Annotated in this window: 26 protein-coding genes; 16 read left to right on the top strand and 10 right to left on the bottom strand. The window is 74.9% G+C overall.

The window, feature by feature from the left end:
• Position 1 precedes the first annotated feature (1 nt).
• The 4 genes from KMZ30_RS11120 to KMZ30_RS11105 all read right to left on the bottom strand — a co-directional run bounded on the left by KMZ30_RS11120 (position 2) and on the right by KMZ30_RS11105 (position 5,240).
• Positions 2-2,314, bottom strand: a complete 2,313-nt coding sequence (locus tag KMZ30_RS11120) for an RNA degradosome polyphosphate kinase (protein WP_215512211.1) — start codon at positions 2,312-2,314, stop codon at positions 2-4.
• Between the two features lie 52 nt (positions 2,315-2,366).
• The gene (locus tag KMZ30_RS11115; protein WP_215512212.1) at positions 2,367-3,461 is read right to left on the bottom strand and encodes a beta propeller repeat protein; all 1,095 of its coding nucleotides are present in this window, start codon (positions 3,459-3,461) and stop codon (positions 2,367-2,369) included.
• Between the two features lie 143 nt (positions 3,462-3,604).
• On the bottom strand, positions 3,605-4,531 hold the full coding sequence (mshD, locus tag KMZ30_RS11110) for a mycothiol synthase (RefSeq protein WP_215512213.1): 927 nt from the start codon (positions 4,529-4,531) through the stop codon (positions 3,605-3,607).
• A gap of 1 nt (position 4,532) precedes the next feature.
• Entirely contained in the window at positions 4,533-5,240 is a 708-nt protein-coding gene (locus KMZ30_RS11105) for a winged helix-turn-helix transcriptional regulator (RefSeq protein WP_215512214.1), read from the bottom strand.
• Positions 5,241-5,261: 21 nt separating this feature from the next.
• On the opposite strand from KMZ30_RS11105, the gene KMZ30_RS11100 reads away from it, so the two are divergent.
• Positions 5,262-5,555 (top strand): MoaD/ThiS family protein, encoded by a 294-nt coding sequence (locus KMZ30_RS11100; RefSeq protein WP_215512215.1) that lies wholly within the window; start codon positions 5,262-5,264, stop codon positions 5,553-5,555.
• Between the two features lie 16 nt (positions 5,556-5,571).
• On the top strand, positions 5,572-6,543 hold the full coding sequence (locus KMZ30_RS11095; protein ID WP_215512216.1) for a hypothetical protein: 972 nt from the start codon (positions 5,572-5,574) through the stop codon (positions 6,541-6,543).
• A 269-nt stretch (positions 6,544-6,812) separates the two neighbouring features.
• Here the strand turns inward: KMZ30_RS11095 and KMZ30_RS11090 are convergent, their stop codons facing one another.
• Complete coding sequence (locus KMZ30_RS11090; RefSeq protein WP_215512217.1) at positions 6,813-7,184, bottom strand: DsrE family protein; 372 nt, start codon at positions 7,182-7,184, stop codon at positions 6,813-6,815.
• 12 nt (positions 7,185-7,196) lie between these two features.
• Between KMZ30_RS11090 and KMZ30_RS11085 the strand changes: the two genes are divergently transcribed.
• A complete protein-coding gene (locus KMZ30_RS11085; protein ID WP_215512218.1) occupies positions 7,197-7,706 on the top strand; it encodes a heme-binding beta-barrel domain-containing protein in 510 nt (169 codons plus the stop codon).
• 36 nt (positions 7,707-7,742) lie between these two features.
• Here the strand turns inward: KMZ30_RS11085 and KMZ30_RS11080 are convergent, their stop codons facing one another.
• The gene (locus tag KMZ30_RS11080) at positions 7,743-8,813 is read right to left on the bottom strand and encodes an LCP family protein (RefSeq protein WP_308279639.1); all 1,071 of its coding nucleotides are present in this window, start codon (positions 8,811-8,813) and stop codon (positions 7,743-7,745) included.
• A 58-nt stretch (positions 8,814-8,871) separates the two neighbouring features.
• On the opposite strand from KMZ30_RS11080, the gene KMZ30_RS11075 reads away from it, so the two are divergent.
• The 9 genes from KMZ30_RS11075 (at position 8,872) to KMZ30_RS11035 (ending at position 15,237) form a co-directional block, all read left to right on the top strand.
• Positions 8,872-9,291, top strand: a complete 420-nt coding sequence (locus tag KMZ30_RS11075; RefSeq protein ID WP_215512219.1) for a Fur family transcriptional regulator — start codon at positions 8,872-8,874, stop codon at positions 9,289-9,291.
• Positions 9,288-10,319 carry a CAF17-like 4Fe-4S cluster assembly/insertion protein YgfZ gene (gene ygfZ / locus KMZ30_RS11070; protein ID WP_215512220.1) on the top strand — a complete coding sequence of 344 codons (1,032 nt, stop codon included), beginning with the start codon at positions 9,288-9,290 and terminating at the stop codon, positions 10,317-10,319. The genes KMZ30_RS11075 and ygfZ overlap by 4 nt, the downstream gene beginning before the upstream one ends.
• A gap of 75 nt (positions 10,320-10,394) precedes the next feature.
• The gene (locus KMZ30_RS11065) at positions 10,395-11,255 is read left to right on the top strand and encodes a beta-keto acid cleavage family enzyme (protein ID WP_215512221.1); all 861 of its coding nucleotides are present in this window, start codon (positions 10,395-10,397) and stop codon (positions 11,253-11,255) included.
• Positions 11,256-11,469: 214 nt separating this feature from the next.
• Complete coding sequence (locus tag KMZ30_RS11060; protein ID WP_215512222.1) at positions 11,470-11,970, top strand: DUF4395 domain-containing protein; 501 nt, start codon at positions 11,470-11,472, stop codon at positions 11,968-11,970.
• 145 nt (positions 11,971-12,115) lie between these two features.
• Positions 12,116-12,490, top strand: a complete 375-nt coding sequence (locus KMZ30_RS11055; protein WP_215512223.1) for a helix-turn-helix domain-containing protein — start codon at positions 12,116-12,118, stop codon at positions 12,488-12,490.
• A gap of 83 nt (positions 12,491-12,573) precedes the next feature.
• Positions 12,574-13,278 (top strand): hypothetical protein, encoded by a 705-nt coding sequence (locus KMZ30_RS11050; protein WP_215512224.1) that lies wholly within the window; start codon positions 12,574-12,576, stop codon positions 13,276-13,278.
• A gap of 207 nt (positions 13,279-13,485) precedes the next feature.
• The gene (locus KMZ30_RS11045; RefSeq protein ID WP_215519892.1) at positions 13,486-14,466 is read left to right on the top strand and encodes an asparaginase; all 981 of its coding nucleotides are present in this window, start codon (positions 13,486-13,488) and stop codon (positions 14,464-14,466) included.
• On the top strand, positions 14,463-14,888 hold the full coding sequence (gene dtd, locus KMZ30_RS11040; protein WP_215512235.1) for a D-aminoacyl-tRNA deacylase: 426 nt from the start codon (positions 14,463-14,465) through the stop codon (positions 14,886-14,888). The genes KMZ30_RS11045 and dtd overlap by 4 nt, the downstream gene beginning before the upstream one ends.
• A gap of 16 nt (positions 14,889-14,904) precedes the next feature.
• Positions 14,905-15,237 (top strand): DUF2516 family protein, encoded by a 333-nt coding sequence (locus KMZ30_RS11035; RefSeq protein ID WP_215512236.1) that lies wholly within the window; start codon positions 14,905-14,907, stop codon positions 15,235-15,237.
• On the opposite strand, the gene KMZ30_RS11030 is transcribed toward KMZ30_RS11035, so the two are convergent.
• Positions 15,222-16,025 carry a class I SAM-dependent methyltransferase gene (locus tag KMZ30_RS11030; protein ID WP_215512237.1) on the bottom strand — a complete coding sequence of 268 codons (804 nt, stop codon included), beginning with the start codon at positions 16,023-16,025 and terminating at the stop codon, positions 15,222-15,224. The genes KMZ30_RS11035 and KMZ30_RS11030 overlap by 16 nt on opposite strands.
• Before the next feature lie 96 nt (positions 16,026-16,121).
• Between KMZ30_RS11030 and KMZ30_RS11025 the strand changes: the two genes are divergently transcribed.
• From KMZ30_RS11025 to KMZ30_RS11010, 4 genes are all read left to right on the top strand, one after another.
• The gene (locus KMZ30_RS11025) at positions 16,122-16,922 is read left to right on the top strand and encodes a hypothetical protein (protein WP_215512238.1); all 801 of its coding nucleotides are present in this window, start codon (positions 16,122-16,124) and stop codon (positions 16,920-16,922) included.
• On the top strand, positions 16,919-18,235 hold the full coding sequence (gene mshA / locus KMZ30_RS11020) for a D-inositol-3-phosphate glycosyltransferase (RefSeq protein WP_215512239.1): 1,317 nt from the start codon (positions 16,919-16,921) through the stop codon (positions 18,233-18,235). Before KMZ30_RS11025 ends, mshA begins: the two co-directional genes overlap by 4 nt.
• The gene (locus tag KMZ30_RS11015; protein WP_051750509.1) at positions 18,232-18,753 is read left to right on the top strand and encodes a type III secretion system chaperone family protein; all 522 of its coding nucleotides are present in this window, start codon (positions 18,232-18,234) and stop codon (positions 18,751-18,753) included. Before mshA ends, KMZ30_RS11015 begins: the two co-directional genes overlap by 4 nt.
• 95 nt (positions 18,754-18,848) lie before the next feature.
• The gene (locus KMZ30_RS11010; RefSeq protein ID WP_215512240.1) at positions 18,849-19,586 is read left to right on the top strand and encodes a phosphoglyceromutase; all 738 of its coding nucleotides are present in this window, start codon (positions 18,849-18,851) and stop codon (positions 19,584-19,586) included.
• Between the two features lie 15 nt (positions 19,587-19,601).
• On the opposite strand, the gene KMZ30_RS11005 is transcribed toward KMZ30_RS11010, so the two are convergent.
• The 3 genes from KMZ30_RS11005 to ppk2 all read right to left on the bottom strand — a co-directional run bounded on the left by KMZ30_RS11005 (position 19,602) and on the right by ppk2 (position 24,877).
• Positions 19,602-21,527 carry a hypothetical protein gene (locus KMZ30_RS11005; RefSeq protein WP_215512241.1) on the bottom strand — a complete coding sequence of 642 codons (1,926 nt, stop codon included), beginning with the start codon at positions 21,525-21,527 and terminating at the stop codon, positions 19,602-19,604.
• Positions 21,528-21,952: 425 nt separating this feature from the next.
• Positions 21,953-23,863, bottom strand: coding sequence for a SigE family RNA polymerase sigma factor (locus tag KMZ30_RS11000; protein ID WP_215519878.1), 1,911 nt, complete (start codon positions 23,861-23,863; stop codon positions 21,953-21,955).
• An 87-nt stretch (positions 23,864-23,950) separates the two neighbouring features.
• Complete coding sequence (gene ppk2, locus KMZ30_RS10995) at positions 23,951-24,877, bottom strand: polyphosphate kinase 2 (RefSeq protein ID WP_215512243.1); 927 nt, start codon at positions 24,875-24,877, stop codon at positions 23,951-23,953.
• Positions 24,878-24,879: the final 2 nt, after the last annotated feature.

The raw sequence follows: 24,879 nt of genomic DNA, 5'->3' as shown, positions 1-24,879 counted from the left end.
CTCAGCGCCGGCGGGCCTTGCGGCGGCGCTTGGCGTGCATCTCGACCAGCGCGGTCTGGAGGTCCTCGAGGGGCTGACCGTCGTCGTCGAGGTGGCGGCGGGTCCATCGACCGTCCGGACCGAGCGCCCAGTGCGAGTACCGCTGCGACGCACCGCGTTCCATGAGGGAGCGCAGGTCCTCGACGTGCCGCGGGTCGGTGAGCCGGACGAGCGCCTCGACGCGGCGGTCGAGGTTGCGGTGCATCATGTCGGCGCTGCCGATGTAGACGAGCGGGTCGCCGCCGCCGCCGAAGTAGAAGATGCGCGAGTGCTCGAGGAAGCGCCCGAGCACCGAGCGCACCTCGATCGTCTCGGACAGCCCCGGCACGCCCGGTCGCAGCGCGCAGATGCCGCGCACCCACAGCTGCACCCGCACCCCGGCCTGCGAGGCGCGGTAGAGAGCGTCGATGACCTGCTCGTCGACGATGGAGTTGACCTTGAGGCCGATGTAGCCGCTGCCGGGCTCGGCGCGCTCGTGCTCGATCTCCTGGTGGACGTGCGCGACGAGGCCCGAGCGGACCGAGCGCGGCGCGACGAGGAGGCGGCGGAACTTGCTGCGCGGCGCGATGCCCGACAGCTGGTTGAACAGGCGGCTGAGGTCCTCGCCCACCTGCTCGTCGTCGGTCAGCAGCCCGAGGTCCTCGTAGAGCCGCGCGGTCTTCGGGTTGTAGTTGCCGGTGCCGACGTGGCAGTAGCGGCGCATCCCCTCCGCCTCCTGGCGGATGACGAGGCACAGCTTGGCGTGGGTCTTGAGGCCGACGATGCCGTAGACGACGTGGACGCCGGCGTGCTCGAGCTTGCGGGCCCAGGAGATGTTGTTCTCCTCGTCGAAGCGCGCCTTGATCTCGACGACGGCCAGCACCTGCTTGCCGGCCTCGGCGGCGTCGATGAGGGCGTCGATGATCGGGCTGTCGCCGCTCGTCCGGTAGAGGGTCTGCTTGATCGCGAGGACCTTCGGGTCGGCCGCGGCCTGCTCGAGGAGCGCCTGCACCGAGGTCGAGAACGAGTCGTACGGGTGCTGGAGCAGCACGTCCTGCTTGCGGATGGAGGCGAAGATGTCGCGCGCCTTGGCCGACTCGGTCGGGGCGAGGTCGGCGTTGGTGCGCGGCACGAACGGCTCGAAGTGCAGCTCGGATCGCTCGAGGTCGGCGATGACGTTGAGCGCGCGCAGGTCGAGCGGCGCCGGCAACCGGTAGACCTCGGTGGAGTTGACGCCGAGCTCGCGGACGATGAGGTCGAGGACGTGGTCGTCGATGTCCTCCTCGACCTCGAGGCGCACCGGCGGCCCGAAGCGGCGCCGGGTCAGCTCGCGCTCGAGCGCGGTGAGGAGGTTCTCGTTGTCGTCCTCCTCGACCTCGAGGTCCTCGTTGCGCGTGACCCGGAAGGTGAAGTGCTCGCGGATCTCCATCCCCGGGAAGAGCTGGTCGAGGTGGGCGGCGATGACGTCCTCGAGCGGCACGAACCGGGTGTCGTACATGTCGGCGAGCGGCGACTCGTCCGGCCCGGGCTCGACGCGCACGAGCCGCGGCAGCATCGGCGGCACCTTGACGCGGGCGAAGTGCTCCTTGCCGGTGCGCGGGTTGACGAGGATGACCGCGAGGTTGAGCGACAGGCCGGAGATGTAGGGGAACGGGTGCGCCGGGTCGACCGCCAGCGGGGTGAGGACGGGGAAGAGGCGCTGCGTGAAGACGTCGCCGAGGCGCTCGCGCTCGTCGTCGGAGAGGGCGTCCCAGTGGACGATCGTCACGCCCTCGGACTCCAGCGCCGGGCGGACCTGCTCGGCGTAGACGCGGGCCTGCATCCCCATCAGCTCGTGCGCGACGAGGCTGATCTGCTCGAGCACCTCGCGCGGCTCGAGCCCGGAGGCCGACCGGACGGCGATCCCGGTGGCGATGCGCCGCTTGAGGCCGGCGACCCGGACCATGAAGAACTCGTCGAGGTTCGAGGCGAAGATCGCGAGGTAGCGGGCGCGCTCGAGCAGCGGCACGTTCTCGTCGCCGGCGAGCTGGAGGACCCGCTCGTTGAACTGCAGCCACGAGATCTCGCGGTCGAGGAAGCGGTCGGCCGGCAGGCCCTCGTCGTCGTCGGGCTCGGGGTGGTGCGCGCCGCGGACGAAGCGGCCGTTGGCGCTGCGCGGCTGCTGCCGGGACTCGGTGGCCGAGGCGCTCGCGATGGAGACCTCGCTGACGATGGCGCCCTCGGCCGACGCGTCGGCCGCGGCGTCGCGCGCCGTCCCGCCCTGCTCCTCGACGTCCACCGCCGTCTCGTCCGTCATGCGTCCATCCTGTCAGGTCCGCGCCCGGGCGGTCAGCCCGCTCGCGGCCGGTTCAGCGGATGGACACGCGCGCGACACGACCCTTGCCCCCGGCGGCCCAGCACGACCCGTCGGCGGTGCAGTCGACGGTGTGGAACCCGGTGTCGGAGAGCCGGTACCAGGAGCGGCCCGCATCGAGGGTGACGCTGACGCCGCCGACGTCGCCGCTCTCGCCGACGGTCACCGCGCCGCGACGCACGCCGGGGAGCCACGCGACGTCCTCGCCGAGGTGCCGGAGGTCGCCCGCCGAGGTCCAGCGCCGGCCGTCGCGGCTCGTCGAGGTCGCATCGACGCCGTCGGCGGGGTCCGAGAAGTCGCCGCCGACCGCGAGGCCGCCCACGCCGGGGCGCACCGCGATGCCGAAGACCCCCGCGGCCTCACCGGCCGGGATGCGGGAGTCGGTGGCCGTCCAGGTGCAGCCGAGGTCGCCCGAGCGGAAGACGCGCGAGCGCTCGCCGCCGCTGCCGAACCACGCCTCGTGGCCGGACACGGTGAGGCACTCGCCGCTCGCGGAGAAGTTGGCCTCGCCGGTGCTGTCGGGCATCCGCGTGCTCGGCAGGACGTGCCACGAGCGCCCGCCGTCGGTGGTGCGGGCGATGCGGAAGCGGCCGTCGACCGGGTCGCTGACGGCGAGGCCGGTGCGCCCGCCGGGGAAGAACGCCAGGCAGTTGTAGAACGCGGTGGGCTCGGTGTTGCGGAAGGTCTCGGTCCACGTCCGGCCGTCGTCGCGGGTGCGGTAGATGCGCGAGGCCTCGCCCTCGCCGATGGCCAGCACGGTGACCGTCCCGCGCCCGGTCACCTCGACGTCGCGGAAGTTCAGGCCCTCGGTCTGCGGCGGGGACACGTCCACCCACGTCCGGCCGCCGTCGTGGGTGCGCCAGACCCCGCCGGTGCCGCCCGACACGCTGCCGCCCGCGACCCAGGCGGTCCGGCGGTCGACGGCGTCGAGGCCGCGGAAGGACTGGTCGGCGTCGACGACGCGGGTCGAGGTCGTCAGGTGGGGCGCGTGGCGTCCGTCGGCGGTGCCCGCGTGGGCCGGCGCGGCGGCGACGAGGGAGGCCGCCAGCACGGCGGCGGAGGCGAGGGCGGCGGGCATCGGTCGGCGCATGCCGGCACTCTTCCCCCACCGGGTGGGTCGCGCCACCCGGGCAGCCGACCCCCGTCCACGCGAGCAGCGCGCGCTACGCCGCAGTAACTGCTGCTGTGGCGACACGTACTGCGGTGTAGCCCGCGACGGAGGGCGCGGTGGGGTCAGCGGGGGACGGTGTACTGCACGTCGACCGCGGCGTCCTCGAAGCCGAGGCGCGCGTACGTGCGCCGCGCGGCGGTGTTGTCGCCGTCGACGTAGAGCTCGACCTCGGCGAGGCCGCGCCGGGCGAGGTGCGCCGTGCCGAGGCGGGTCAGCGGGCCGCCGAGGCCGTGGCCCTGCTCGGCCGGGTCCACCCCCACGACGTACACCTCCCCGCTCCCGTGCCGGACTTCGTCCGTCTCGGAAGCGTGGGCCCGTCCGCTCCGTGACCCGGGCTCGACCTTGGTCCAGTGGAACGCCACGACCCGCCCGTCGCGCTCGACGAGGATGAACCCGGCGGCGTCGAACCAGTCCTGGTCCATCCGCTCGTGCAGGTCGGCCACGGTGAGCCGGCCCTGCTCCGGATGGCTCGCGAACGCCGCGGCGTTGAGCGCGACCCAGTCCTCGTCGTCGCGCCCCGGCTCGAAGGCGCGGGCGGTGTAACCGTCGGGCAGCTCGGGGTCGGAGGCGTCGTCGGAGGTCAGCGGCCGCGCCATCCGGAACAGCTCGCGGGTGCGCTCCAGCCCGGCGGACGCGGCGAGCACGCCCGCGGCCGGGAGGTCGCCGTGCGCCCAGACCGACCGGGCGCCCTCGGCGAGCGCGGCGTCGAGCAGCGCCCGCCCGTGGCCCGCGCGTCGGTGCGCCGGGTCGACGACGAGCTCGGCCACCGCGTCGTCGGTGCCGGCGGACGCGACCTGCGCGTACCCCGCGACCTCGTCGCCGTCCTCGCGGACGAGGTGGACGACCCCGTCGCGCGCGGGCCCGACCGCGAGGCGGAACGCCTCCGAGACCGCGCCGACCCCGTCGGCTTCCTCGGCCCGCGACCAGAGCGCGCGCAGCCGAGCGGCGAGGTCGCCGTCGACCGTGTCCAGCCGGTGCGTCGACCCCACGTCAGCCCTCGACCTCCTCGAGCTCCTCGTCGACGGCCGCGGCCTCCGGGACGAAGCGGTAGCCGACGTTGCGGACGGTGCCGATGAGCAGCTCGTGCTCGGTGCCGAGCTTGGCGCGCAGCCGGCGCACGTGGACGTCGACGGTGCGCGTCCCGCCGAAGTAGTCGTAGCCCCAGACCTCCTGGAGCAGCTGCGAGCGCGTGTAGACGCGGCCGGGGTGCTGCGCGAGGTACTTGAGGAGCTCGAACTCCTTGTACGTGAGGTCGAGCAGCCGCCCGCGCAGGCGCACGGAGTAGGTGGCCTCGTCGATGACGAGCGCCCCGGCCGTGATCGGTCCGGCCTCGTCGTCGGCGGCCTCGGCGCGGCGGCCGAGGGCCAGGCGCAGGCGGGCCTCGACCTCGGCGGGGCCGGCGGTGTCGAGGAGGACGTCGTCGACGCCCCACTCGCTCGTCAGCCCGGCGAGGCCACCCTCGGTGACGACGGCGAACAGCGGCCCGGACACGCCGGTCGTCGTGAGGACGCGGCACAGCGACCGGGCCATCGCGAGCTCGCGGCGCGCGTCGACGAGGACGGCGTCCGCCTCCGGGGCGTCCACCAGCGCCGACGCCTCGGCCGGGAGGATGCGAACATGGTGGCTGAGCAGCCCGAGCGCCGGGAGCACCTCGGCCGCGGGGGCCAAGGTGTTCGTCAACAGCAGCAGGTGGGCCATCGCCCCACAGGATAGGCGGTCATGGACGCACGGCACGGGGCCACGGCTCCTCTTGGGACAGGCGCCTCCTCCACGGCGGGCGTCACGGTGCGGTACTGGGCCGGGGCCCGGGCCGCGGCGGGGGTCGACGGCGAGGACGTCGAGGCACCCGCCACGGTGGGCGAGCTGACCGCGGCGCTCGCGCAGGCCCGCCCGGCGCTCGCCGCGGTGCTGCCGGTCTGCTCCGTGCTCGTCGACGGGCTCGCCGCCTCGGGCGAGGACCCGCTCCCGCCCGGGGCCACGGTCGAGGTGCTCCCGCCGTTCGCCGGTGGGTGATGCGAGGATGCCGGGCGTGGACGAGCACCCGGACGGCGCAGGCGCCGAGGCATCCGACGCGCCCGTGACGGTCGACGAGGCCGGTGGGGGCGAGGCCGTCCCGGACGGCGGGGCGGTGCTCGAGGGGCCGCAGGCCCCGGACGGCACGGACCCCTCCGGCGCTCCGGCCGTCGAGACCCGGGCCTCGCGCCGCGCGCGGCTCGAGGCGCTGCGCCGGCACCCGGTGCTCCCGCAGATGGCGACCGTCGTGCGCCCGGTCGTCGTGGCCGTCACCGTCGTCCTCGCCGCCCTGCTCGTCCTCGCGCTGCGCACGGACGCGGTCGTCCTCGCCGGCGGCCTCGCGTGGACCGGGCTCGTCGTCGCCTGGGGCTGGCCGCGCCTGCTCGGCAGCTCGAGCCGCTTCGGCTCCTCGCTCGCCGTCGGCGTGGCGGGCGTGCTCGCGCCGGCCGCCGGGGCCGCGACCTCCGACGAGCCGTGGCTGCGCCTCGTGCCGGTCGCGCTCGCCGTGGCGCTCGGCGTGATGTTCGTCCACCAGATCGTCCGGCGCGACGGCCGGCCCCGCCTCACCGAGTCGATCGGCGTCACGGCGTTCGGGCTGGGCCTGGTCGCGGTCGGCACGACGTGGCTGCCGCTGGCCCGCTCGCCGCGGGCGACCGACCTCGCGACGGCGGCCCTCGTGGCGGTGGCCGTCGGCTCGCTCGCCGACCTCGCCGCCGGGACCAGGCCGCTGCGCGGCTGGCTGCTCCCGCTGTCGATGGTGCTCGGCGGGGCGGGGGCGCTCGTCGCGGCGAGCCTGCTCGGCGGGCCGGGCCCCGGCACGGCCGCGCTCGTCGGCATCCTCTGCTCCGCGGTCGCCCACGCGCTGCGCCGCACGCTCGTCGTGCTCCCGCCGGTCACCGCCATCCGCTGCCAGCTGGCGACCGGTGCGGCCTCGCTGCTCGTGCCGGGCGTCGTCGCCTACGGCCTCTCCCTCTGGCTCGTCGGCTGACCGCCGTCCAAGAACTGACGAAAGCGTCACTTCCTGCACGCGAGTCGGGGTCGGGGGTGTGCAAGAACTGACGAATGTGTCGATTCCTGCACGCGAGTCGGGGTCGGGGGTGTGCAAGAACTGACGAATGTGTCGATTCCTGCACACGGGTGGCGCCGAGGGCGTACGGAAATCGACGAAAGCGTCACTTCCTGCACGCGGGTGGGGTCGAGGGGCGTCCGGAAATCGACGAAAGCGACGAGTTCTGCACACGCGCGGGTGGTGGTGCGTCAGTAGACGAGCGCCCGGGTCGCGGGGGCGACGACCTCCTCGACGAACGCCGCGGCGCCCCGGACCGTCGCCCCGGGCAGCAGGTCGTCGACGGTGAGCCCGCGGCGGGCCGCGCACTGCCCGCACACCGTCATCCGCCCGCCCTCGAGCACCGCGTCGCGCAGCTCGGCGAGCGGCGCCGAGTGCGGCAGGTCGACCTCCTCGGCGCGGCCGGGCACCGCCATCCACGCCGCGTCCCCGGTCAGCCATAGGCTGACCTCGAGCCCGGCGGCGAGGGCCGTGGCCGCGACCGTGAGCCCCTGGGCCAGCCGCTCGGGGGCCTCCGGGCCGCACGTGACCTTGACGACGAGGGTGCGGGCGGCGTCATCCATAGACTGGACCCTATGGTCTTCACGCTCGACACCTCCCTCCACGAGGATCTCGCCCCGCTCGCCTGGCTCGTCGGCACCTGGGCGGGGGCCGGCCTCGTCGGCTACCCGACGATGGAGTCGCAGCGCTTCGGGCAGGAGGTCGTCTGCAGCCACGACGGCCGCCGCTTCCTGCGGTGGGACTCGCGCACCTGGCTCCTCGACGACGACGGCAACCAGGTGCGCCCGCTCGCGACCGAGACCGGCTTCTGGCGCCCGGTCACCGGCGCCACCGACGGCACGAACGTCGAGCTCCTGCTCGCGCACCCCACCGGCTTCGTCGAGATGTACGCCGGGGTCGCCGAGCCGGCCAAGGTCGAGCTCCGCACCGACGGGGTGATGCGCAGCCCCGACGCCAAGGAGTACAGCGCCGCGCACCGCCTCTACGGGTACGTCAACTCGAACCTCATGTGGGTCATGGACATGGCCGCCGTCGGGCAGCCGCTCCAGTCGCACGTCTCGGCGGAGCTCAAGCGCGTCGAGTGACGCTCGGGGTGGGCCGGCTCCGGCCCACCCACCGCGTCACGGGGCGACGTAGACGTCGAGGTAGTCGTCCATCGTGTCCGAGCGCAGCGCCTTGCCGAGCAGGGCCATCCCCTTCTCGTCGACGATGTCGATGCTGCCCGCGTTCGGGTCCGTGCCGAAGCCGGAGAACGGGGCGGTCGCGAAGACGACGTCCGAGGCGCGGATGTGCCGCAGGTCGAGGGCGTAGTCCTTCATCGTCCCGATGCTCAGGCCGCGGTCCACGACGAGGTTCTTCGTCGCCGCGTCGGCGAACCGGGCGACCGCCAGCGGGTTGCGGACGGTCTCGGAGCTCGTCGCCTTGAGGAGCAGCGCCTTGACGAACGCCAGCTGGCGGCGGCCGCGCGAGATGTCGCCCTCGCTCAGCTCGTAGCGCTCGCGGACGAACGCCAGCGCCTGCTCGCCGTCGAGCTCGTTCCATCCCTTCTGGATGGCCTTGCCGCCGTTGCCGTTCGCGTCGTTGCCCTCCTCGGCGTAGACGCGCACGCCGCCGACGGCGTCCGTCATGTTCTTGAAGCCCTCGAAGTCGGTGCGGGCGACGTGGTCGATCTTGACGCCGACGAGGTCCTGGAGGGTCTCGACGAGCAGGGGCTCGCCACCGAACGCGTACGCCGCGTTGATCTTGTTCTTCCCGTGGCCCGGGATGTCGACGAAGAGGTCGCGCGGGAAGTGGATCATCTGGATGGACGTCGGGTCCTTCGGCACGTGGACGAGGACGATGACGTCGGCACGGCCCCGGTCGGCGCCCCGGCTGTCGGAGCCGACGAGGAGGAAGTTGGTGCCCTTGTCGCGGCCGATCGTGATGGGCGTGCCGTCGGGGGCGACGGTGGGCGGGGGCACGGTGGGGAGCAGGTCGGCCTGCGTGACGTTGTCGGACACGCGCCAGCCGAGGTAGCCGACGAACCCGCCGACGGCGAGGACGACGAGCAGGACGAGGACACCGAGGACGGTGAGGACTCGTCGCAGGCGTCGCCGGCGGGGACGGCCGGTGCCGTCCTCCTTGGGGGCCTCGTCGGGGGCCTCGGGGCGGTCGTCACCGAACCCGAGCAGGTCGAGGTTCTGTCCGCTCACCGGGTCAGTGTAGGAAGGCGGGCTGGGTGACGTCCGGAGGTCGGCCTACATTGGAGTGGTGAGCGACCTCGGTGAGCGCCTGCGGGCGCGCGGCAAGCGTCTGACGACGCAGCGCGAGCGCGTGCTCGCGGCCGTGGGCCGGCTCGGGCACGGCACCCCCGACGAGGTGGCCGACGCGGTCGCCGCCGACGGGGGCGGCGCCGTGCCGGTCTCGACCGTCTACCGCTCCCTCGACGCGCTCCAGGAGCTCGGGCTCGTCGCCCACACGCACGTCGACCACCGCAGCCCCAGCTACCACCTGGCCGAGCACGCGACCCACCTCCACCTCGTCTGCCGCGGCTGCGGCTGGGTCGGCGAGCTGCCGCTCGACGTCGCCGATGAGCTCGTGGCCCGGGTCGACGACCGGCTCGGCTTCGCCGCCGACGTCGGTCACGCCGCCGTCCACGGGCTGTGCCGCACCTGCCGGGAGGACCCGTGACCGCATCCGTCCAGACCACCCGCTCCCCGCTGCTCGACCGCCACGGCGCGGTCGAGGGCGAGGGGCCCGACGCCGGGGTCGCCGCCCACTACGGCGACCCGATGCGCGAGCAGCGCCTCCTCACCGAGGGCCTCGCGGTCGTCGACCTGTCGCACCGCGGCGTCGTCACCGTCACCGGCCCCGACCGGCTGACCTGGCTGCACTCGATGACCACCCAGCAGCTCGCGGGGCTGGCGCCGCGCAGCTCCGCCGAGTCGCTCGTCCTGTCCCCGAAAGGGCACGTCGAGCACGCGCTGCACGTCGTCGACGACGGCACGAGCACCTGGCTCACGCTCGAGCCCGGTACCGCGCCGGCGCTCGTCGCGTGGCTGGAGTCGATGCGCTTCATGCTGCGGGTCGAGGTCGCCGACGTCACCGACGCCTGGGCGGTGCTCGGCGAGCCCGTCGGCGCCGAGTCCGCCGACGGCGAGCCGCTCGCCTGGGTCGACCCCTGGCCGCGCCTCGTCGGCGACACCGCCGCCTACGGCCCGGTCGAGGGCCACGCGGGGGCGGGGCGCGCCTGGCGCGAGCTGCTCGTGCCGCGCGACGGGCTCGAGGCCGCCGTCGGCGACCGGCCGCTCGCCGGCACGTGGGCGGCCGAGGCCCTGCGGGTCGCGGCCTGGCGTCCGCGCCTCGGGCACGAGACCGACCACCGCACCATCCCGCACGAGGTCGACTGGCTGCGCACCGCCGTGCACCTGCACAAGGGCTGCTACCGGGGCCAGGAGACCATCGCGCGCGTCCACAACCTCGGGCGGCCGCCGCGCCGGCTGGTCTTCCTCCACCTCGACGGCTCCGGCCACGTGCTGCCGGCCGTCGGGTCGCCGCTGACCCTCGAGGGCCGCGAGGTCGGCCGGCTGACGAGCGTCGCGCGACACCACGAGGACGGTCCGGTCGCGCTCGGGGTCGTCAAGCGGTCGGTCGCCGAGGACGTCGATCTTCTCGTCGACGGCGTCTCGGCAGCGCAGACGGTCGTCGTCCGCGGCTGATCGCCGAAGATCCTCCGGCGTGCGGTGACCACGACCGGATGGCGGGTCGGGTGGGGCACCTGACAGGATGGCGGCATGACGACGCCGTCCGCCGGGGTGACCGGCACGCTCATCACCGTCGCGCCGACTGGCGCCGAGCACGCCAAGGCCGACCTGCCGCAGCTGCCGACGTCCCTCGACGAGGTCGTCGAGACGGCGCGGCGCTGCGAGTCCGCCGGCGCGTCCCTCATCCACCTGCACATCCGCGACGCCGAGCACCGGCCGACGCTCGACGGCGGCTACCTGCGCGCGGCGGTCGAGGCGCTGCGCGAGGCGACCGACCTCGTGGTCCAGCTGTCCACCGGTGGGTCCGTGCACGACCCCCTGGAGCAGCGGCTCACCGTGCTCGACGCCGAGCCGGACTCGTGCTCGCTCACCTGCGGCACGACGAACTTCGGCGACGACGTGTTCCTCAACCCGTGGGGGTTCATGAGCGACCTCTACGTGCAGGCGCAGGAGCGTGAGGTCGTCCCCGAGTTCGAGCTCTTCGACCTCGGGCACGTCCACGCGCTCGCCCGCCTGCTCGACACGCACGGACTGCCGTACGGCGGCCGGGTGCACGTCGACTTCGTGACGGGCGTGCCCGGCGGGATGCCGGCGACGACGGCCGCGCTCATGGCCGGGGTCGCGATGCTGCCCGCCGAGGTCACGTCGTGGTCGGCCACCGGCATCGGCCGCGGGCACCTGCCGGTCATGGCCGCGGCGCTGTCGGCCGGCGGCCACCTGCGCGTCGGGATGGAGGACAACGTCGTCTACCGACGCGGCCAGGTCGTCCAGCACAACGACGAGCTCGTCGCGCGGGCCGCGGAGCTCGCCGAGACCATGCAGCGCCCGGCCCTGACGACCGACGAGGCGCGGGACCTGCTCGGCATCAAGGAGCGCCGCCCCGGCCGCTGATCGCCTCCGCCTCACCGCCCGCGCCCCGTCGTCTCGCCCTCCTCCGCGAACGTGTGTGAAACCGCCGGGACCGCCCGGCGATTTCACACGCGTTCGCGGGAGGGGGGAGCGGCCGCCCGGGTCTCGGGGGCCTCGAGGTGTTCCGGGGTCCGAGGGATGGACCGGGATCGCCGGTCGCGGAATGCCGACCGCATAATCCGGTGTTATGGCGACCATGCGTTCACTGATCGGTTTCCCGGCGATCGTCAACGAGAAGGCCGCGCGCGCCGTCGCCGCCCAGGTCGTCCTCGTCGCCGTCGTCGCCCTGGCCACCGGGTGGCTCTGGCTGACCGCCGTCCTCGCCGTGGGCTTCGCGCTGCGCGTCGCGTCCGGGCCGCGGTTCGACCCGTTCGGACGCCTCGCGACGCAGGTCCTCGCGCCGCGTCTCGGGGAGCCCCGGATGGTCTCCGGAGCGCCGAAGCGCTTCGCGCAGGGCATCGGCCTCGCGTTCACGCTCGCCGGCACCGTGGCCCTCGCGCTCGGCGCGCCGGTCGTCACCGTCGTACTGCTGTCGGTCCTCACGGTCTTCGCCGCGCTCGAGGCCTTCGTGGGCTTCTGCGCCGGCTGCTTCGCCTTCGCCCAGCTGATGCGCCTCGGCGTCGTCTCGGACGACACCTGCGTCGAGTGCGCGGACATCTCGCTGCGCCGTCGCCGCCACGAGGCCGCCGCCGCCTGACGGTCGCCTTTCGCCGCGAACGTGTGTGAAGAACGTCGGCCTGCCGACGTTCTTCACACACGTTCGGGGAAGGTCGGGGCGGTGTGGGGCGGCTCACGCTTGCCCGAGTTTGCATTTTGCTAACTGGAGCAAGCAGAATGGGGGCATGAGCAAGAACCCGCTGAACGACCTGGGCGAGAGCCTCGGCGAGTACCTGCGCGACCAGCGCCGGTCCGCCCGGCTCTCCCTGCGTCAGCTCAGCGAGCTCGCCGGGGTGTCCAACCCCTACCTGTCGCAGATCGAGCGCGGGCTCAAGCGCCCGAGCGCCGAGATCCTCCAGCAGCTGGCCAAGGGTCTCGAGGTCTCGGCCGAGTCGCTCTACGTGCGCGCCGGCATCCTCGACGCCGAGCACGCGCCCTCGTCGGACGAGGCGCCGGACGTGCGCCGGGCCATCGCCGAGGACCCGCGCCTCACCGCGCGCCAGCGCAAGACCCTCCTCGACATCTACGAGTCCTACGTCGAGGACGACGCCCGGCCCTGAGGCCGCACCGCCCCACGGCAGCGCCGCCCGCCGGGCCACCCAGACACCGTCAGTACTGCAGTCCCACCACGAAGGAGCCCACCATGGCCGTCAAGGACGACCTCCGCAAGACCGTCGACACCACCCCCCTCTACGCCCTCGCCGGCGCCACCGACCTCGCCGTCGAGAAGGTCCGCGAGGCCCAGAAGCGCGCCGACGCGCGCCGCGCCGAGATGACCAAGCGCGCCGAGGCCGCGCGCGCCGACCTCGCGCCGGCCGCCATCCAGGCCCGCGTCACCACGGTCGCCGGCCAGGTCAAGGAGCTTCCGGCGCTCGCCGTCAACCAGGGCCTCGTCGTCGGCGGCAAGGTCTCCGAGGGCTACGACGACCTCGTGACCCGCGGCAAGGACATCGTCGCCCGCCTCCGCCGCCAGCAGGCCACGCAGGACCTCGTCGCGCAGGCCGAGACGACCGTCGCGCAGGCCAAGGGCGCCGTCACGACCGCCCGCAAGGCCGTCGCCGAGGTCGAGCGCTCCGCCAAGGCCACCGTCACCGTCGGTCGCAAGGAGGCCGCGAAGGCCTCCGACGTCGTCGCCGAGACCGTCGAGCAGGACGCCAAGGTCGCCGAGACCGAGGTCAAGACCGCCGCCAAGCGCACCCGCACCGCGGCCAAGCGCACGAGCACGACGACCAAGAAGGCCGCGAAGAAGACGACCTCCTCCACGAAGGCCGCGACGACGAGCGCGCGCAAGACGGTCAAGGCCGTCGAGAAGGCCGTCGAGGCCGGCGCCGCCAAGGTCGGCGACTGACCCTCGCACCACCTCCCGGGGCCCGACCCCGTCGAGTGAACAGGACACGCCGTGTGGGCAGCAGCCCGCGCGGCGTGTCCTGTTCACTCGACGGGTGGGGCGGCGGTGGGGGCGCACCCGGCGGGACCCACCGGCGCTAGGGTCGCTGGCGTGTCCGACCCCGCCGCACCCGCCCCGCTGCCCGCCTCCTCGCTCGCGTCCTCCGCGATGCCCACCCCGCCCGCGCTCGCGGACGCCCCCGTCCTCGCCCACGTCGTGCGCGGCGGGGTCGTCGAGTCCGCGCACCGCGCGAGCGTCGCCGTCACGGCGCCCGACGGCACCCTCGAGCACGCCTGGGGCGCCGCCGACGACCCGGTCTTCCCGCGCAGCTCGAACAAGCCGGTCCAGGCCCTGGCGATGCTCCGCGCCGGCCTGCACCTGCCCCCGCCGCACCTCGCCCTCGCGAGCGCCAGCCACAGCGGCGAGCCGTTCCACCTCGACGGCGTCCGGGCGATGCTCGAGGCCGCCGGGTTCACCGAGGCCGACCTCCAGAACACCCCGGACCTGCCCTACGACCCGCAGGAGCGCGACGCCTGGCTCGCCGCCGGCCGCGCCGCCTCGTCCATCGCCCAGAACTGCTCGGGCAAGCACGCGGGGATGCTCGCCGCCTGCCGCGCCGCCGGGTGGGACCCCGCCACCTACATCGACCCGCAGCACCCGCTCCAGCGGCTCATGGACGCCACCCTCGAGGACCTCACCGGCGAGCCGGTCGCGGCGACGGCGGTCGACGGCTGCGGCGCACCGGTCATGGCCGTCTCGCTCGCCGGCCTCGCGCGGGCCCTCGGGCGGATCGCCGCCGCCGACCCGGCCACCGACGAGGGCCGGGTCGCCGACGCGATCCGGTCGCACCCCGAGATGCTCGGCGGGACCCGGCGCGACGTCACCGCGCTGATCCGCGGGACCGAGGGCGTCGTCGCGAAGGACGGGGCCGAGTCGGTCTACGCGGTCGGTCTGCCCGACGGCCGGGGCATCGCCCTCAAGGTCGCCGACGGCGGGCAGCGCGCCCGCCCGGTCATCCTCGCCGCGGTGCTGCGCCGGCTGGGCGTCGCGTCCGACGCCTACACCCGCCTCGAGGACGCACCCGTCCTCGGCCACGGCGCCCCCGTCGGGGCGGTCGTCGCCGTCGGGCTCGACGAGGGCGCTGCGTGAGGGCGGTCCTCCAGCGCGTCTCGCGGGCGGCCGTCCGGGTCGAGGGAGAGGTCGTCGGGTCGATCGACCGGCCGGGGCTCGTCGCCCTCGTCGGTGCGACCCATGACGACGGGCCCGAGCAGGTCGCGACGCTCGCCCGCAAGATCGCGGAGCTGCGCATCCTCCACGACGAGCGCTCGGTGCTCGACGAGGGCGCACCGGTGCTCGTGGTCAGCCAGTTCACGCTCTACGCGGACACCCGCAAGGGCCGCCGGCCGTCGTGGAACGCCGCGGCGCCGGGGCCGGTGGCCGAGCCGCTCGTCGACGCCGTCGTCGGGGCCCTGCGCGAGCGCGGGGTCGAGGTGGCGACCGGCCGCTTCGGGGCGCACATGGAGGTCGAGCTGGTCGGCGATGGCCCGGTGACCATCGTCCTCGACGTCTGACACCTAGGCTGTCGGCATGACTTGGCTCCGGTCCGCCCAGGACATCGTCTACCTCGTGCTCTCCGTGGCCGCCCTCGGCGTCGAGCTCTGGGCCCTCGTGGACTGCCTGCGCCGCCGCCCCGACGCGTTCGTCGCCGCCGGCAAGCGGACGAAGAACTTCTGGATGCTCGTGACGGGCGTCGCGGCCCTCATCGGGTTCGCCACCGTGGCGAGCCCGGCCGCGCTGGGGCTCCTCGGCATCGCCGCGCTCATCGGCTCCGGCGTCTACCTCGCCGACGTCAAGCCGGCCCTCGACCAGGTGACGGGCCGCGGCAGCACCGGCCGGCAGGGTCCCTACGGCCCCTGGTGAGGCGCGACGGCGGACCACGCGAGCGTCAGCTCACCGAGCCGCCAGCGTGACGGGCCGTCGACGAGCGGCCAGCCGGCCTCCCGCAGCGCCGTCGCCGTCGCGATGAAGCGCTGCCGCACGCCGTAGGACGCGAGCGGCGCCTGCCGCAGCCACGCGTCGTCGAGCGCCCCGAGCAGCGTGTGCACCGGCTCGCCGGGGACGTTGCGGTGGATGAGCGCCTTGGGCAGCCGCTCGGCGACCACCCCCGGCCGCTCGAGCCCTCGCAGCCGCCACGACAGGGTCAGCGTCTCAGGGCCGTCGGCGCCGACCGCCACCCACGCGGCGAGCCGGCCGAGCTCGTCGCACGTGCCGTCGACGAGCAGCCCGCCCGGTGCGAGGCGCTCGACGGTGGTCGCCCACGCCTGCCCCACCTCGTCCTCGTCGTACTGGCGCAGGACGTTGAAGGCGCGCACGAGCACCGGTCGCGCGCCGGCCGGCAGGGGCACCTCGAAGCCGCCGCGCACGAACCGCAGTCCCGGCCGCTCGAGGGGACGGGCGGCGGCCACCCGGGCCGGGTCGATCTCGATGCCGACGACCTGCACGTCCGGGCGCACCCGGCGCAGCCGCTCGTGCAGCTCGAGGGCCGTGACCGGCGAGGCTCCGTAGCCGAGGTCGACGACGACGGGCTCCGGCCCGGCCCGGCGCAGCCGCCAGCCCTGCGGCCCGGCGAGCCAGCGGTCGCACCGCCGCAGCCGGTTGGGGTTGGTGGTGCCGCGCGTGATGACACCCACGGGTCGCTGGCCGGCCACCGGACCAGCCTAGGGCGACGCAGCGCGGCATCCGCCCGCCGTCGAGGGACGTCCACCGCGCACCGGGTGCCCGGCCGGCCGACATACCCTTGAGCGGTGCTGACGTGGTGGCGCTCCGAGGGGCGGGAACAGCGGGTGAGCCTGTCGATGGTCTCGCTCGTGCTCTCGCTGACGGCCGCCCTCGTCCTCGGGCTGACCTCGTGGGTTCCTCGCGTGCTCGCCCGCGACATCGGCATCGTCGACGCCGAGCCCGGGCTGCTCCAGGTCTCCCAGAACGCCTTCGGGGTGCAGTCGCTCGGGGCCGGCCTCACCGTCACCCTCTACGACCGCGGGTTCCGGCTCTCGCGGGGCAGCACCGTCCTCGCCGACACGGTGACCAAGGGGGCGCCGGTCGTCGCGATGACCGGGACCGTCGACGAGACCGGTGACCACCCGCGCGAGACGGTCTCCCGCGTCTACTCGGCGGTCAGCATCGACGCCGTGAGCCGCGACGACGAGACCGTCACCTACAGCGGGGTCGTCCACGACGGGACGGGCAGCCTCCCGCTGCGCATCCGGTTCGAGCCGACCGACGGGCGCATCCGGATGGACGTCGCCGTTCGTGGTGCCTCCGCGGTCGCGGTCAACCTCGACTGGCGACCCGCGACCGTCGGCATCGCCCCGGCGCTGCCGGAGCGCAACCTGCGCGCCCGGGCGTACTGGGTCGACCCCGTCGAGACCGAGCAGCCGGCGTTCACGTGGGTGCTCGGGACCGACGTCTCCATCGCCCCGATCCAGGTCCCGCGCGCCGTCGACCTGCGCCAGGACGGCCGCATCGGGATCCACGTGTGGTCGCCGCGGGCCGTGGTGACCGTCACGGACACGCCCCGGCCGAGCGTGGAAGACTCGCTCCCATGATTGACCCGACCGGTGCGCCGCGCCCGCACCGCGTCGCCATGGTCACGGTGCACACCTCCCCGCTCGCGCAGCCGGGCACCGGGGACGCCGGGGGGATGAACGTCTACGTCCTCGAGGTCGCGCGCCGGCTCGCCCGCCTCGGGACGCAGGTGGACCTCTTCACGCGGACGACGAGCGCGGCGCAGGCCGAGGTCGTCGAGGTGGAGCCGGGCGTCGTCGTCCGGCACGTCGCCGCCGGCCCGTACGAGGGGCTTTCCAAGGAGGACCTGCCCGGCCAGCTGTGCGCCTTCGCCGCCGGGATGATGCGGGTCGCGGCCCACGCGCCCCTCGGCTACTACGACCTCGTCCACTCCCACTACTGGCTCTCGGGGCAGGTGGGGTGGCTCGCCGCCGACCGCTGGGGCGTGCCGCTCGTGCACTCGATGCACACGATGGCCCGGGTCAAGAACCTCCACCTCGCCGACGGCGACGAGCCCGAGCCCCGCGGCCGCGAGATCGGCGAGTCGCAGGTCGTCGAGGCGGCCGACCGGCTCGTGGCGAACACCGAGCGGGAGGCGCGCGAGCTCGTAGACCTCTACGACGCCGACCCGGCCCGGGTCGCGGTCGCCGCTCCCGGGGTCGACCTCGGGACGTTCACGCCCGGCCCGGTCGCGCAGGCCCGCGCCGAGCTCGGGCTGCCCGCCGACGCGGTGCTCCTGCTCTTCGTCGGGCGCGTGCAGCCGCTCAAGGCGCCGGACGTGCTCGTGCGGGCCGCCGCCGAGCTCGTGCGGCGGCACCCCGCGCTGCGCGAGCGGCTCGTCGTCGCGGTGCTCGGCGGGGCGAGCGGCGCCGGCGAGCGGACGCCGATGGGGCTGGACGCGCTCGCGACCTCGCTCGGGATCGGTGACCGGCTGCGGCTCGTCCCGCCGGTCGACCGCGCGACGCTGGCCCGCTGGTACCGCGCGGCCGACGTCGTCGCCGTCCCGTCGCACAACGAGTCGTTCGGGCTCGTCGCCGTCGAGGCGCAGGCCTGCGGCACCCCCGTCGTCGCCGCGAACGTGGGCGGGCTGCCGACGGCCGTCGGGGACGGTGGGCTGCTCGTGGACGGGCACGACACCGCCGACTGGGCGACGGCCCTCGGGCGGGTCGTTCTCGAGCCCGGGCTGCGGGACGCGTTGTCCGCGAGGGCGGTCGAGCACGCCCGCGGGTTCGGGTGGGAGCGGACGGCCGAGCGCCTGCTCGAGGTCTACGGCGAGGCGCTGGCCCGGCCGAAGGACGTCTCCATCCACGACGCGCAGCGCATCGCCGGTGTGCCGCAGGCGGTCATCCCGTGAGCACCCCCGACCTGCTCGCCACCGTGCGGGCGTTCCTCGACGAGTCCGGGCTCGAGTGGGAGGCCGGCGCCCGCGACGACGAGGTCGTCGTCGCGCTCCCCGGCGAGAAGAAGCTGAAGACCGTCGTGTCGCTCGTCTGCGGCGAGCAGGCGCTGTCGGTGTCGGCGTTCGTCATCCGCAACCCCGACGAGAACCACGGCGAGGTCTACCGGTTCCTCCTCAGCCGCAACCTGCGCCTGCCGGGGCTCGCGTACGCCGTCGACCGGTCGGGTGACGTCTTCGTGACCGGCCGGGTGCCGGCCGCGGGGGTGGACGCCGACCAGCTCGACCAGCTGCTCGGGGTCGTCCTGGCCGCGGCCGACGAGCCGTTCAACGAGCTGCTCGTCATGGGCTTCCTCTCCTCGATGCGCAAGGAGTGGGAGTGGCGGGTCTCGCGCGGCGAGAGCCTGCGCAACCTCGAGGCCTTCCGGCACATCCTCGAGCGGCCGGGCGACCCGCCGCGCGAGGGCTCCGCCTGACCCGGCTGCGGGTCCGGCTCCGGGCCGCGGCGCAGGGGTGTCCACGCGGGCGGATGGCGGGTCCCGCGTCGTCCGCGGCTCGCTAGGCTGGCGGCATGACGGAGCACACGCTGATCCTCCTGCGCCACGGCGAGTCCGACTGGAACCAGAAGAACCTCTTCACCGGATGGGTCGACGTCGACCTCACCGACAAGGGCCGCGCCGAGGCCGTGCGCGGCGGGCAGCTGATGCGTGACGCCGGCCTGCTGCCCGACGTCGTCCACACGTCGGTGCTGCGCCGCGCCATCACGACGGCGAACCTTGCGCTCGACGCGTGCGACCGCCACTGGGTGCCGGTGCACCGCAGCTGGCGCCTCAACGAGCGTCACTACGGCGCGCTCCAGGGCCTGGACAAGGCCGCGACCCGTGACAAGTACGGCGACGAGCAGTTCATGCTGTGGCGCCGTTCGTTCGACACCCCGCCGCCGCCCATCGAGACCGGCAGCGAGTTCGACCAGACCGGGGACCCGCGCTACGCCGGCGTCGACGTGCCCGCCACCGAGTGCCTCGCCGACGTCATCCCGCGGATGATGCCCTACTGGGAGAACGAGCTCCGCGCCGACCTCAGCGCCGGGCGGACCGTCCTCGTCACCGCGCACGGCAACAGCCTGCGCGCGCTCGTCAAGCACCTCGACGGCATCAGCGACGACGACATCGCCGGCCTCAACATCCCGACGGGCATGCCGCTGGTCTACCGGCTCGGCGAGGACTTCATGCCGACCGCTGCCGGCGAGTACCTCGACCCGGAGGCCGCGGCGGCCGCGGCGGCGGCGGTGGCGAACCAGGGTCGCTGAGCGCGGTCGGACGGCTCAGGCCGGGTTGGGCAGCACCGGCACCTCGCCGCTGGTGCCCCTGGCCGGCAGGCCGAGCCACCCCGTGTCCCGGTCGCCGAGCAGGGCCTGGCCGACCGGGGGCACGCCGGAGTGGACCAGGCGGCCGTCGGCGTCGCGCACGACGAGGCGGAACGCCGCTGCGTCGTCGGCGTTGACGACGGAGACCACCGCGGTGCGGCGCTTCATCGGCGTCACCTTCGAGACGGGGTAGGCGTTCGGGCTCGTCGCGAGCAGCTGGCAGGTGGCGCCGCCCTCGGGGACGACGACGAGGAAGCGGCCGGTGCCCGGCGGGTCGTCGTCGAGGCGGTAGACGGCCGGGGCGTCGGCCTGGTCGGACGCCACCGCGACGGCCGGGAGGACGAGGAACCCGCTGCGGCCCGAGCGCCCGTCGTCGCGGACGTCGAGCCGGCGGACGACGCCCCCGCCCGGGAGCCGCACGCTGCTGAGCAGGACGCGCCCGTCGCCGCCGGTGGGGGAGTCCGCGGCGGTGTCGAGGACGCTGCCGACGACCGGTGAGTCGCAGAGGACCTCGCCGCGCAGGTCGCGCCGGGGAAGGCCGGTGGCCGAGGCGACCTGGTCGAGGAGGCCGTCGAGCGGGGCCGCGGTGGCCGACGTGAACGCGGCGGCGTTCCAGTCCTCGGGGGTGACCGGCGGACCGTCGTAGGCCGAGACGGCCACGCGCCCGGCGATGCCCCACGGTCTGCCGGCGAGGGCGCCGACGCCGTCACGGAGCCGGACCGGGAGCGAGTCGCGTTCCACAGCACCGGTCTTCGTCGGGAGGACGAACGGGGAGAAGCGCGCCGACGTGACGGTCGGCCGGGTGAGCACGAGGAGGGCGGCGTCCTCGGCCCGCGGGACACCGACGGCGACGACGTCCTCGGCGCCGAGGATGGCGTCGAACCCGAGGCGTACCTCGTCGAGTCGCTCGGCGGGCGCGCGGGCGGGGCCGGTCCACACGCGCACCGAGGTGCTCGACGGACGCTCGCCGAGGAGGGTCGTCGCGACGACGGCCCTCGTGTCGTCGAGGTCGCCCGCCCACAACAGGCGGGTCCCCGGGCCGGCGCGGGCGACGAGGGCGAGAATGCCGAGGTCGCTGCGCAGCGGGCCGCGAGCCGGCCACCGGGACGCGGAGGCCCAGGCAGGGTCGTCCGGGCCGGCGGTCGTCGGGGCGGTCGAGGGGCGGGGTGGGGTGGCGGTGGTGCTGCTCGTCCGTCGGTCGACGACGGCCCAGGCGAGCGCGGCGGCGCCGGCTGCGGCGAGGCCGCCGAGCACCACAATGCGGCGGGAGCGCGAGGAGTGCTGGCCGGCGACGAGGGCGGCGGGGTCGGGGGGTTCGGGCTGGGAGCGGGCGAGGCGGACGACGAGGTCGTCGAGGTCCGTGCGCAGCCGTGCGTCGTCGGGGGCGAGGCCGACAGCGGCGCGGGCCTGCCGGTGCGCGGCGAGCATCCGGTGGTGGGTCTCCGCCGCGACGGGCGGGGTCGGTGTGGGGCCGTCGTCCCAGAGGACCTCGGCGGCGAGGGCCAGGCGCTGCTCCGGCGGGGTGGCGGCGAGGGCGTCGAGGAGGGCGGCGGGAACCGGGTCGTCGGGGTCGGCCACGAGCGCCGCGAGCTGGGGGAGGTGGGCGGGTGCCTCCTGCGCCTGAGATGCGGTGCCGGGGCGGGTCGGGGTGTGCGGGAGGCGGGTGACGAGCTCGCGGCGGGCGACGGCGGTGGGCGCGCCGTCCTCGACGGCGTCGGCCCAGCGCCGGCGGACGGCGACGAGGGCGTCGGTGGTGGCTCGGCGGGCGGCCACCGGGTCGAGGAGGGTGACGAGGGCGACGGCCTCGAGGTCGGGCCAGCGGGCGGCGACGAAGCGGTCGGCGTCGGCGGCGGTATCCGCGTCGGCCCGATGGCTCGTCGTCATGCGCCCATGATCACCCGGCGCGCCCGCCGGTGGGGCGGACCGGACGGTCGGGGGTCACGGCACGTTCCTGAGAGCGGCCGGGTCACATAGGTGCTCCCGGGATCCATGCGCCTCGGAAGGAATCCCTTGCCGGGTGGAAGGAATCCCTTGCCGCGCGGAAGGTTTCCCTTCCGCGCGCAGGGGAGACCTTGCCGAGCGGAAGGAATCCCATGCGGCGTGGAAGGAACTCTCTTCGGTGGGCAAGGGAAACCTTGCGGGGTGCAAGGGAAACCTTCCGCGGTGGAAGGGAAACCTTCCGCGGCGACAGGAGGCTGGGAGAGCACCATTGCTCCCGGCTCCCGGCTCCCGGCTCCCGGCTCCCGGCTCCCGGCTCCCGGCTCCCGGCTCCGGCTCCCGGCTCCCGGCTCCCGGCTCCGGCTCCCGGCTCACCCGTAGTAGGTGCCCGAGCCGCTGCCCACGTCGTAGAAGTCGAAGAGGTCGAGCACGTCGCGACCCGGCGGCGGGACGTCGTCGTAGAGGACCCGGCCGTCCGCCGCCCGCGCCACCACCCGCACGTCGCCCCCGGTGAACGCCGTCGTCAGCCGCGGCAGCGCGGCGCCGCCCCGCACCGGTGTCGGACGGCACAGCGGCGCCCCGCTCAGGGTGCGTAGCTGCACCGTCGCGGCGCGCGCCGGGGCGGTGACGAAGTACTTGAGGTGCTCGTCCGACCCCATGAGCGGGGTGACGTACGGTGCGCGGACCGCCGAGGCCGGGATGACGAGGGGCGCGTCTCCGTACTCAGCACTGCCGCCGCCCGCGCCTCCGCTCCGGAACGAGGCGAACCGTACGACGGCCCCGTCCGGTGTCCGCACGACGACGACCTCCGCAGAGGCCGCCCCCCTCTCCCCGAGGACGTCACGCAGGCTGTCGTCCGGGAGGACGTGGCCGGTGCGCTCGACCTCCAGCGAGCGGCGGGGCACGCCGAACGCAGCGGCGAGCTCGACCACCGTGCTCTCGGTGAACCCGCCCGGGCCGACGACCATGTCGTCGTCGGTCATCTCGCGGGGGAACGGGCCGTCGAGAGCGCCGAGCTGCAGCCGGGCGGCCGGCCCGGGTGACCGGGGCAGGACGGTCGTGGCGACGCCGTCGCGCACGGCGAAGCTGGTCCACGTACGGTCGACCCGGCCCCCGGGGGTCGGGCGCACGACGAGCGAGTAGCGCCCCTCGCGCACCCCGGGACGCGTCAGCGCGAGCAGCACGAAGCGTCGGCCGGACTGCACGGCGAGCCCGACGGCGTCCTGTGTGTCCCCCGCCCAGCTGTAGCCGAGCTGGAGCGTGGTGAGGCGCGACGCGGCGGTCCCCGCCGGTCCGCCCCACGCGCGCACCACGAACCCGTTGTCGGCGTCGACGGACGGGTCGGTCGACACGACGAGCCGTCGGTCCTCGACGTCCCCGGCGAAGAGCAGCCGGGCACCCTCGGCGTCCGAGGCGAGCATCGCCTGGACCCCGGGGTCCCGCGCGAGTGCTCCTCGAGGAGGCCAGCGGTCCACGGAGCCCCACGCCGGGTCGTCCGGCCCGGCGGTCGACGGGGCCGGGCGCGGGCCCCGGGCGACCGGGTCAGGGGTCGTCGGCCGCGACGCCACCGCCCAGCCGCCCACCCCCACACCGGCCACGGCCAGGGCTCCGACCACGACGAGCGAACGGCGGCGGACGCCGCGCTCCCGGGCCCGCACGAGGTCGGCGGGGTCCGGCGGGTCGGGCAGCGTGGCGGCGAGCCGGTCGAGGAGGTCGGCGAGGTCGATGTCCAGGCGGTGGTCCGCGGGCGCCGCCCCGGCCGCGGCGAGCGCGCCACGGTGCCCCTCGAGGAGCCGGTGTCGGGCGGCCGCGAGCGTGTCGTCGTCCGCGCCCCGCGCGCGACCGAGTCCCGCCCGGCCGAGGCCGCCGCGGTTCGGCACGAGCCGGTCCACCTCCTCGTCGGTCAGCTCCCAGAGCGGACCGGCGGCGAGCGCAGCCCGGACCGGGACCGGCTCGTGGGCCAGGGCAGCGAGGAGGGCACCGGGGACGGGGTCGTCGGGCGCGGAGGGGTCGCGCACCCCATCGCGCAACCGTTCCGGGACCGCGGTGCCGCCGGCCTCGCCGAGCGTCCGCATCCGCGCGAGGAGCTCGGTGCGCGCGGCCGCGGTCGGCGCGCCCTCCTCGACGACGTCGGACCACCGACCGTGCAGGGCGGCCACGGTGGACGCCGTCACCGCGCGGGCCCGGTCCGGGTCGAGCGTCGCGGCGAGCGCGACGGCCTCGAGGGCGGGCCAGCGCGCGGCCACGAACCCCTCGAACCCGTCCCCCTCGTCCTGCGTCACGCCGCCATGATCACCCACGAACGCGATCGTGTGCAGCCCTTCGCGACGAGCGGTCGGTCCGGACCCGCCGACGGGGCCAGGCCGACGTCAGAGCCGCGGGAGGACCCGCTCGGTGTGCTCACCCGGCTCGAAGATGCGCGAGGCCGGGCCGACGATGAGCGGGTCCGGGACCCCGACGAGGTCGACGTCCTTCGAGGCGTAGTCGACCCCGCTGAGCAGGACCCGCATCGCCTCGAGGCGGGCCCGCTTCTTGTCGTTGCTCTTGACGACGGTCCACGGGGCGTCACCGGTGTCGGTGTAGAAGAACATCGCCTCCTTGGCCTCGGTGTAGGCGTCCCACTTGTCGAGGCTCGCGAGGTCGGTCGGCGAGAGCTTCCACTGGCGCACTGGGTCGTTCTGGCGGGAGGCGAAGCGCGCGGCCTGCTCCTCCCGGCTGACGGAGAACCACAGCTTGACGAGGTGGATGCCCGAGTTGACGAGCATCCGCTCCAGCTCCGGTGCCTCGCGCATGAACTCGAGGTACTGGCTGGGGGAGCAGTAGCCCATCACGCGCTCGACGCCGGCCCGGTTGTACCAGGACCGGTCCATGAAGACGATCTCGCCGCCGCTCGGCAGGTGCTGGACGTAGCGCTGGAAGTACCACTGCGTCGTCTCGACCTCGGTCGGCTTCTCGAGCGCCACGACGCGCGCGCCGCGGGGGTTGAGGTGCTCCATGAACCGCTTGATGGCGCCACCCTTGCCGGCGGCGTCACGCCCCTCGCAGATGACGAGGACCTTGCCCCCGGTCTCCTTGACGTGCAGCTGCAGCTTGAGGAGCTCGATCTGCAGGCGGCGCTTGGTCCGCTCGTACTCGTCGCGCGGGAGCTTCCTGTCGTACGGGTAGCCGTGCTGCCACGCCTTGCCGGTCGCGGGCGCCCCGGCCCCGCCGGCCGCGTCCTCGACCTCCTCGAGGTCGTGCAGCTCCTCGAGCTCCTCGGCGTAGTCCTCCGTCACGGACCGGCGCTGGTCGTCCACGC

This window comes from Phycicoccus mangrovi, from assembly GCF_018729305.1.
Classification (GTDB): domain Bacteria; phylum Actinomycetota; class Actinomycetes; order Actinomycetales; family Dermatophilaceae; genus Phycicoccus; species Phycicoccus jejuensis.
This window is presented reverse-complemented; position numbering and strand designations above follow the sequence as displayed.

What these genes read in the sequence shown, in the direction of transcription:
- KMZ30_RS11105 (WP_215512214.1), bottom strand. Translation starts at nt 5,240, where the DNA reads ATGGCCCACCTGCTGCTGTTGACGAACACCTTGGCCCCCGCGGCCGAG.
- mshA (WP_215512239.1), top strand. Translation starts at nt 16,919, where the DNA reads ATGATTGACCCGACCGGTGCGCCGCGCCCGCACCGCGTCGCCATGGTC.
- KMZ30_RS11065 (WP_215512221.1), top strand. Translation starts at nt 10,395, where the DNA reads ATGACGACGCCGTCCGCCGGGGTGACCGGCACGCTCATCACCGTCGCG.
- KMZ30_RS11035 (WP_215512236.1), top strand. Translation starts at nt 14,905, where the DNA reads ATGACTTGGCTCCGGTCCGCCCAGGACATCGTCTACCTCGTGCTCTCC.
- KMZ30_RS11090 (WP_215512217.1), bottom strand. Translation starts at nt 7,184, where the DNA reads ATGGATGACGCCGCCCGCACCCTCGTCGTCAAGGTCACGTGCGGCCCG.
- KMZ30_RS11120 (WP_215512211.1), bottom strand. Translation starts at nt 2,314, where the DNA reads ATGACGGACGAGACGGCGGTGGACGTCGAGGAGCAGGGCGGGACGGCG.
- KMZ30_RS11005 (WP_215512241.1), bottom strand. Translation starts at nt 21,527, where the DNA reads ATGACGACGAGCCATCGGGCCGACGCGGATACCGCCGCCGACGCCGAC.
- KMZ30_RS11045 (WP_215519892.1), top strand. Translation starts at nt 13,486, where the DNA reads ATGCCCACCCCGCCCGCGCTCGCGGACGCCCCCGTCCTCGCCCACGTC.
- KMZ30_RS11050 (WP_215512224.1), top strand. Translation starts at nt 12,574, where the DNA reads ATGGCCGTCAAGGACGACCTCCGCAAGACCGTCGACACCACCCCCCTC.
- KMZ30_RS11115 (WP_215512212.1), bottom strand. Translation starts at nt 3,461, where the DNA reads ATGCGCCGACCGATGCCCGCCGCCCTCGCCTCCGCCGCCGTGCTGGCG.
- KMZ30_RS11010 (WP_215512240.1), top strand. Translation starts at nt 18,849, where the DNA reads ATGACGGAGCACACGCTGATCCTCCTGCGCCACGGCGAGTCCGACTGG.
- KMZ30_RS11060 (WP_215512222.1), top strand. Translation starts at nt 11,470, where the DNA reads ATGCGTTCACTGATCGGTTTCCCGGCGATCGTCAACGAGAAGGCCGCG.
- KMZ30_RS11055 (WP_215512223.1), top strand. Translation starts at nt 12,116, where the DNA reads ATGAGCAAGAACCCGCTGAACGACCTGGGCGAGAGCCTCGGCGAGTAC.
- KMZ30_RS11085 (WP_215512218.1), top strand. Translation starts at nt 7,197, where the DNA reads ATGGTCTTCACGCTCGACACCTCCCTCCACGAGGATCTCGCCCCGCTC.
- KMZ30_RS11100 (WP_215512215.1), top strand. Translation starts at nt 5,262, where the DNA reads ATGGACGCACGGCACGGGGCCACGGCTCCTCTTGGGACAGGCGCCTCC.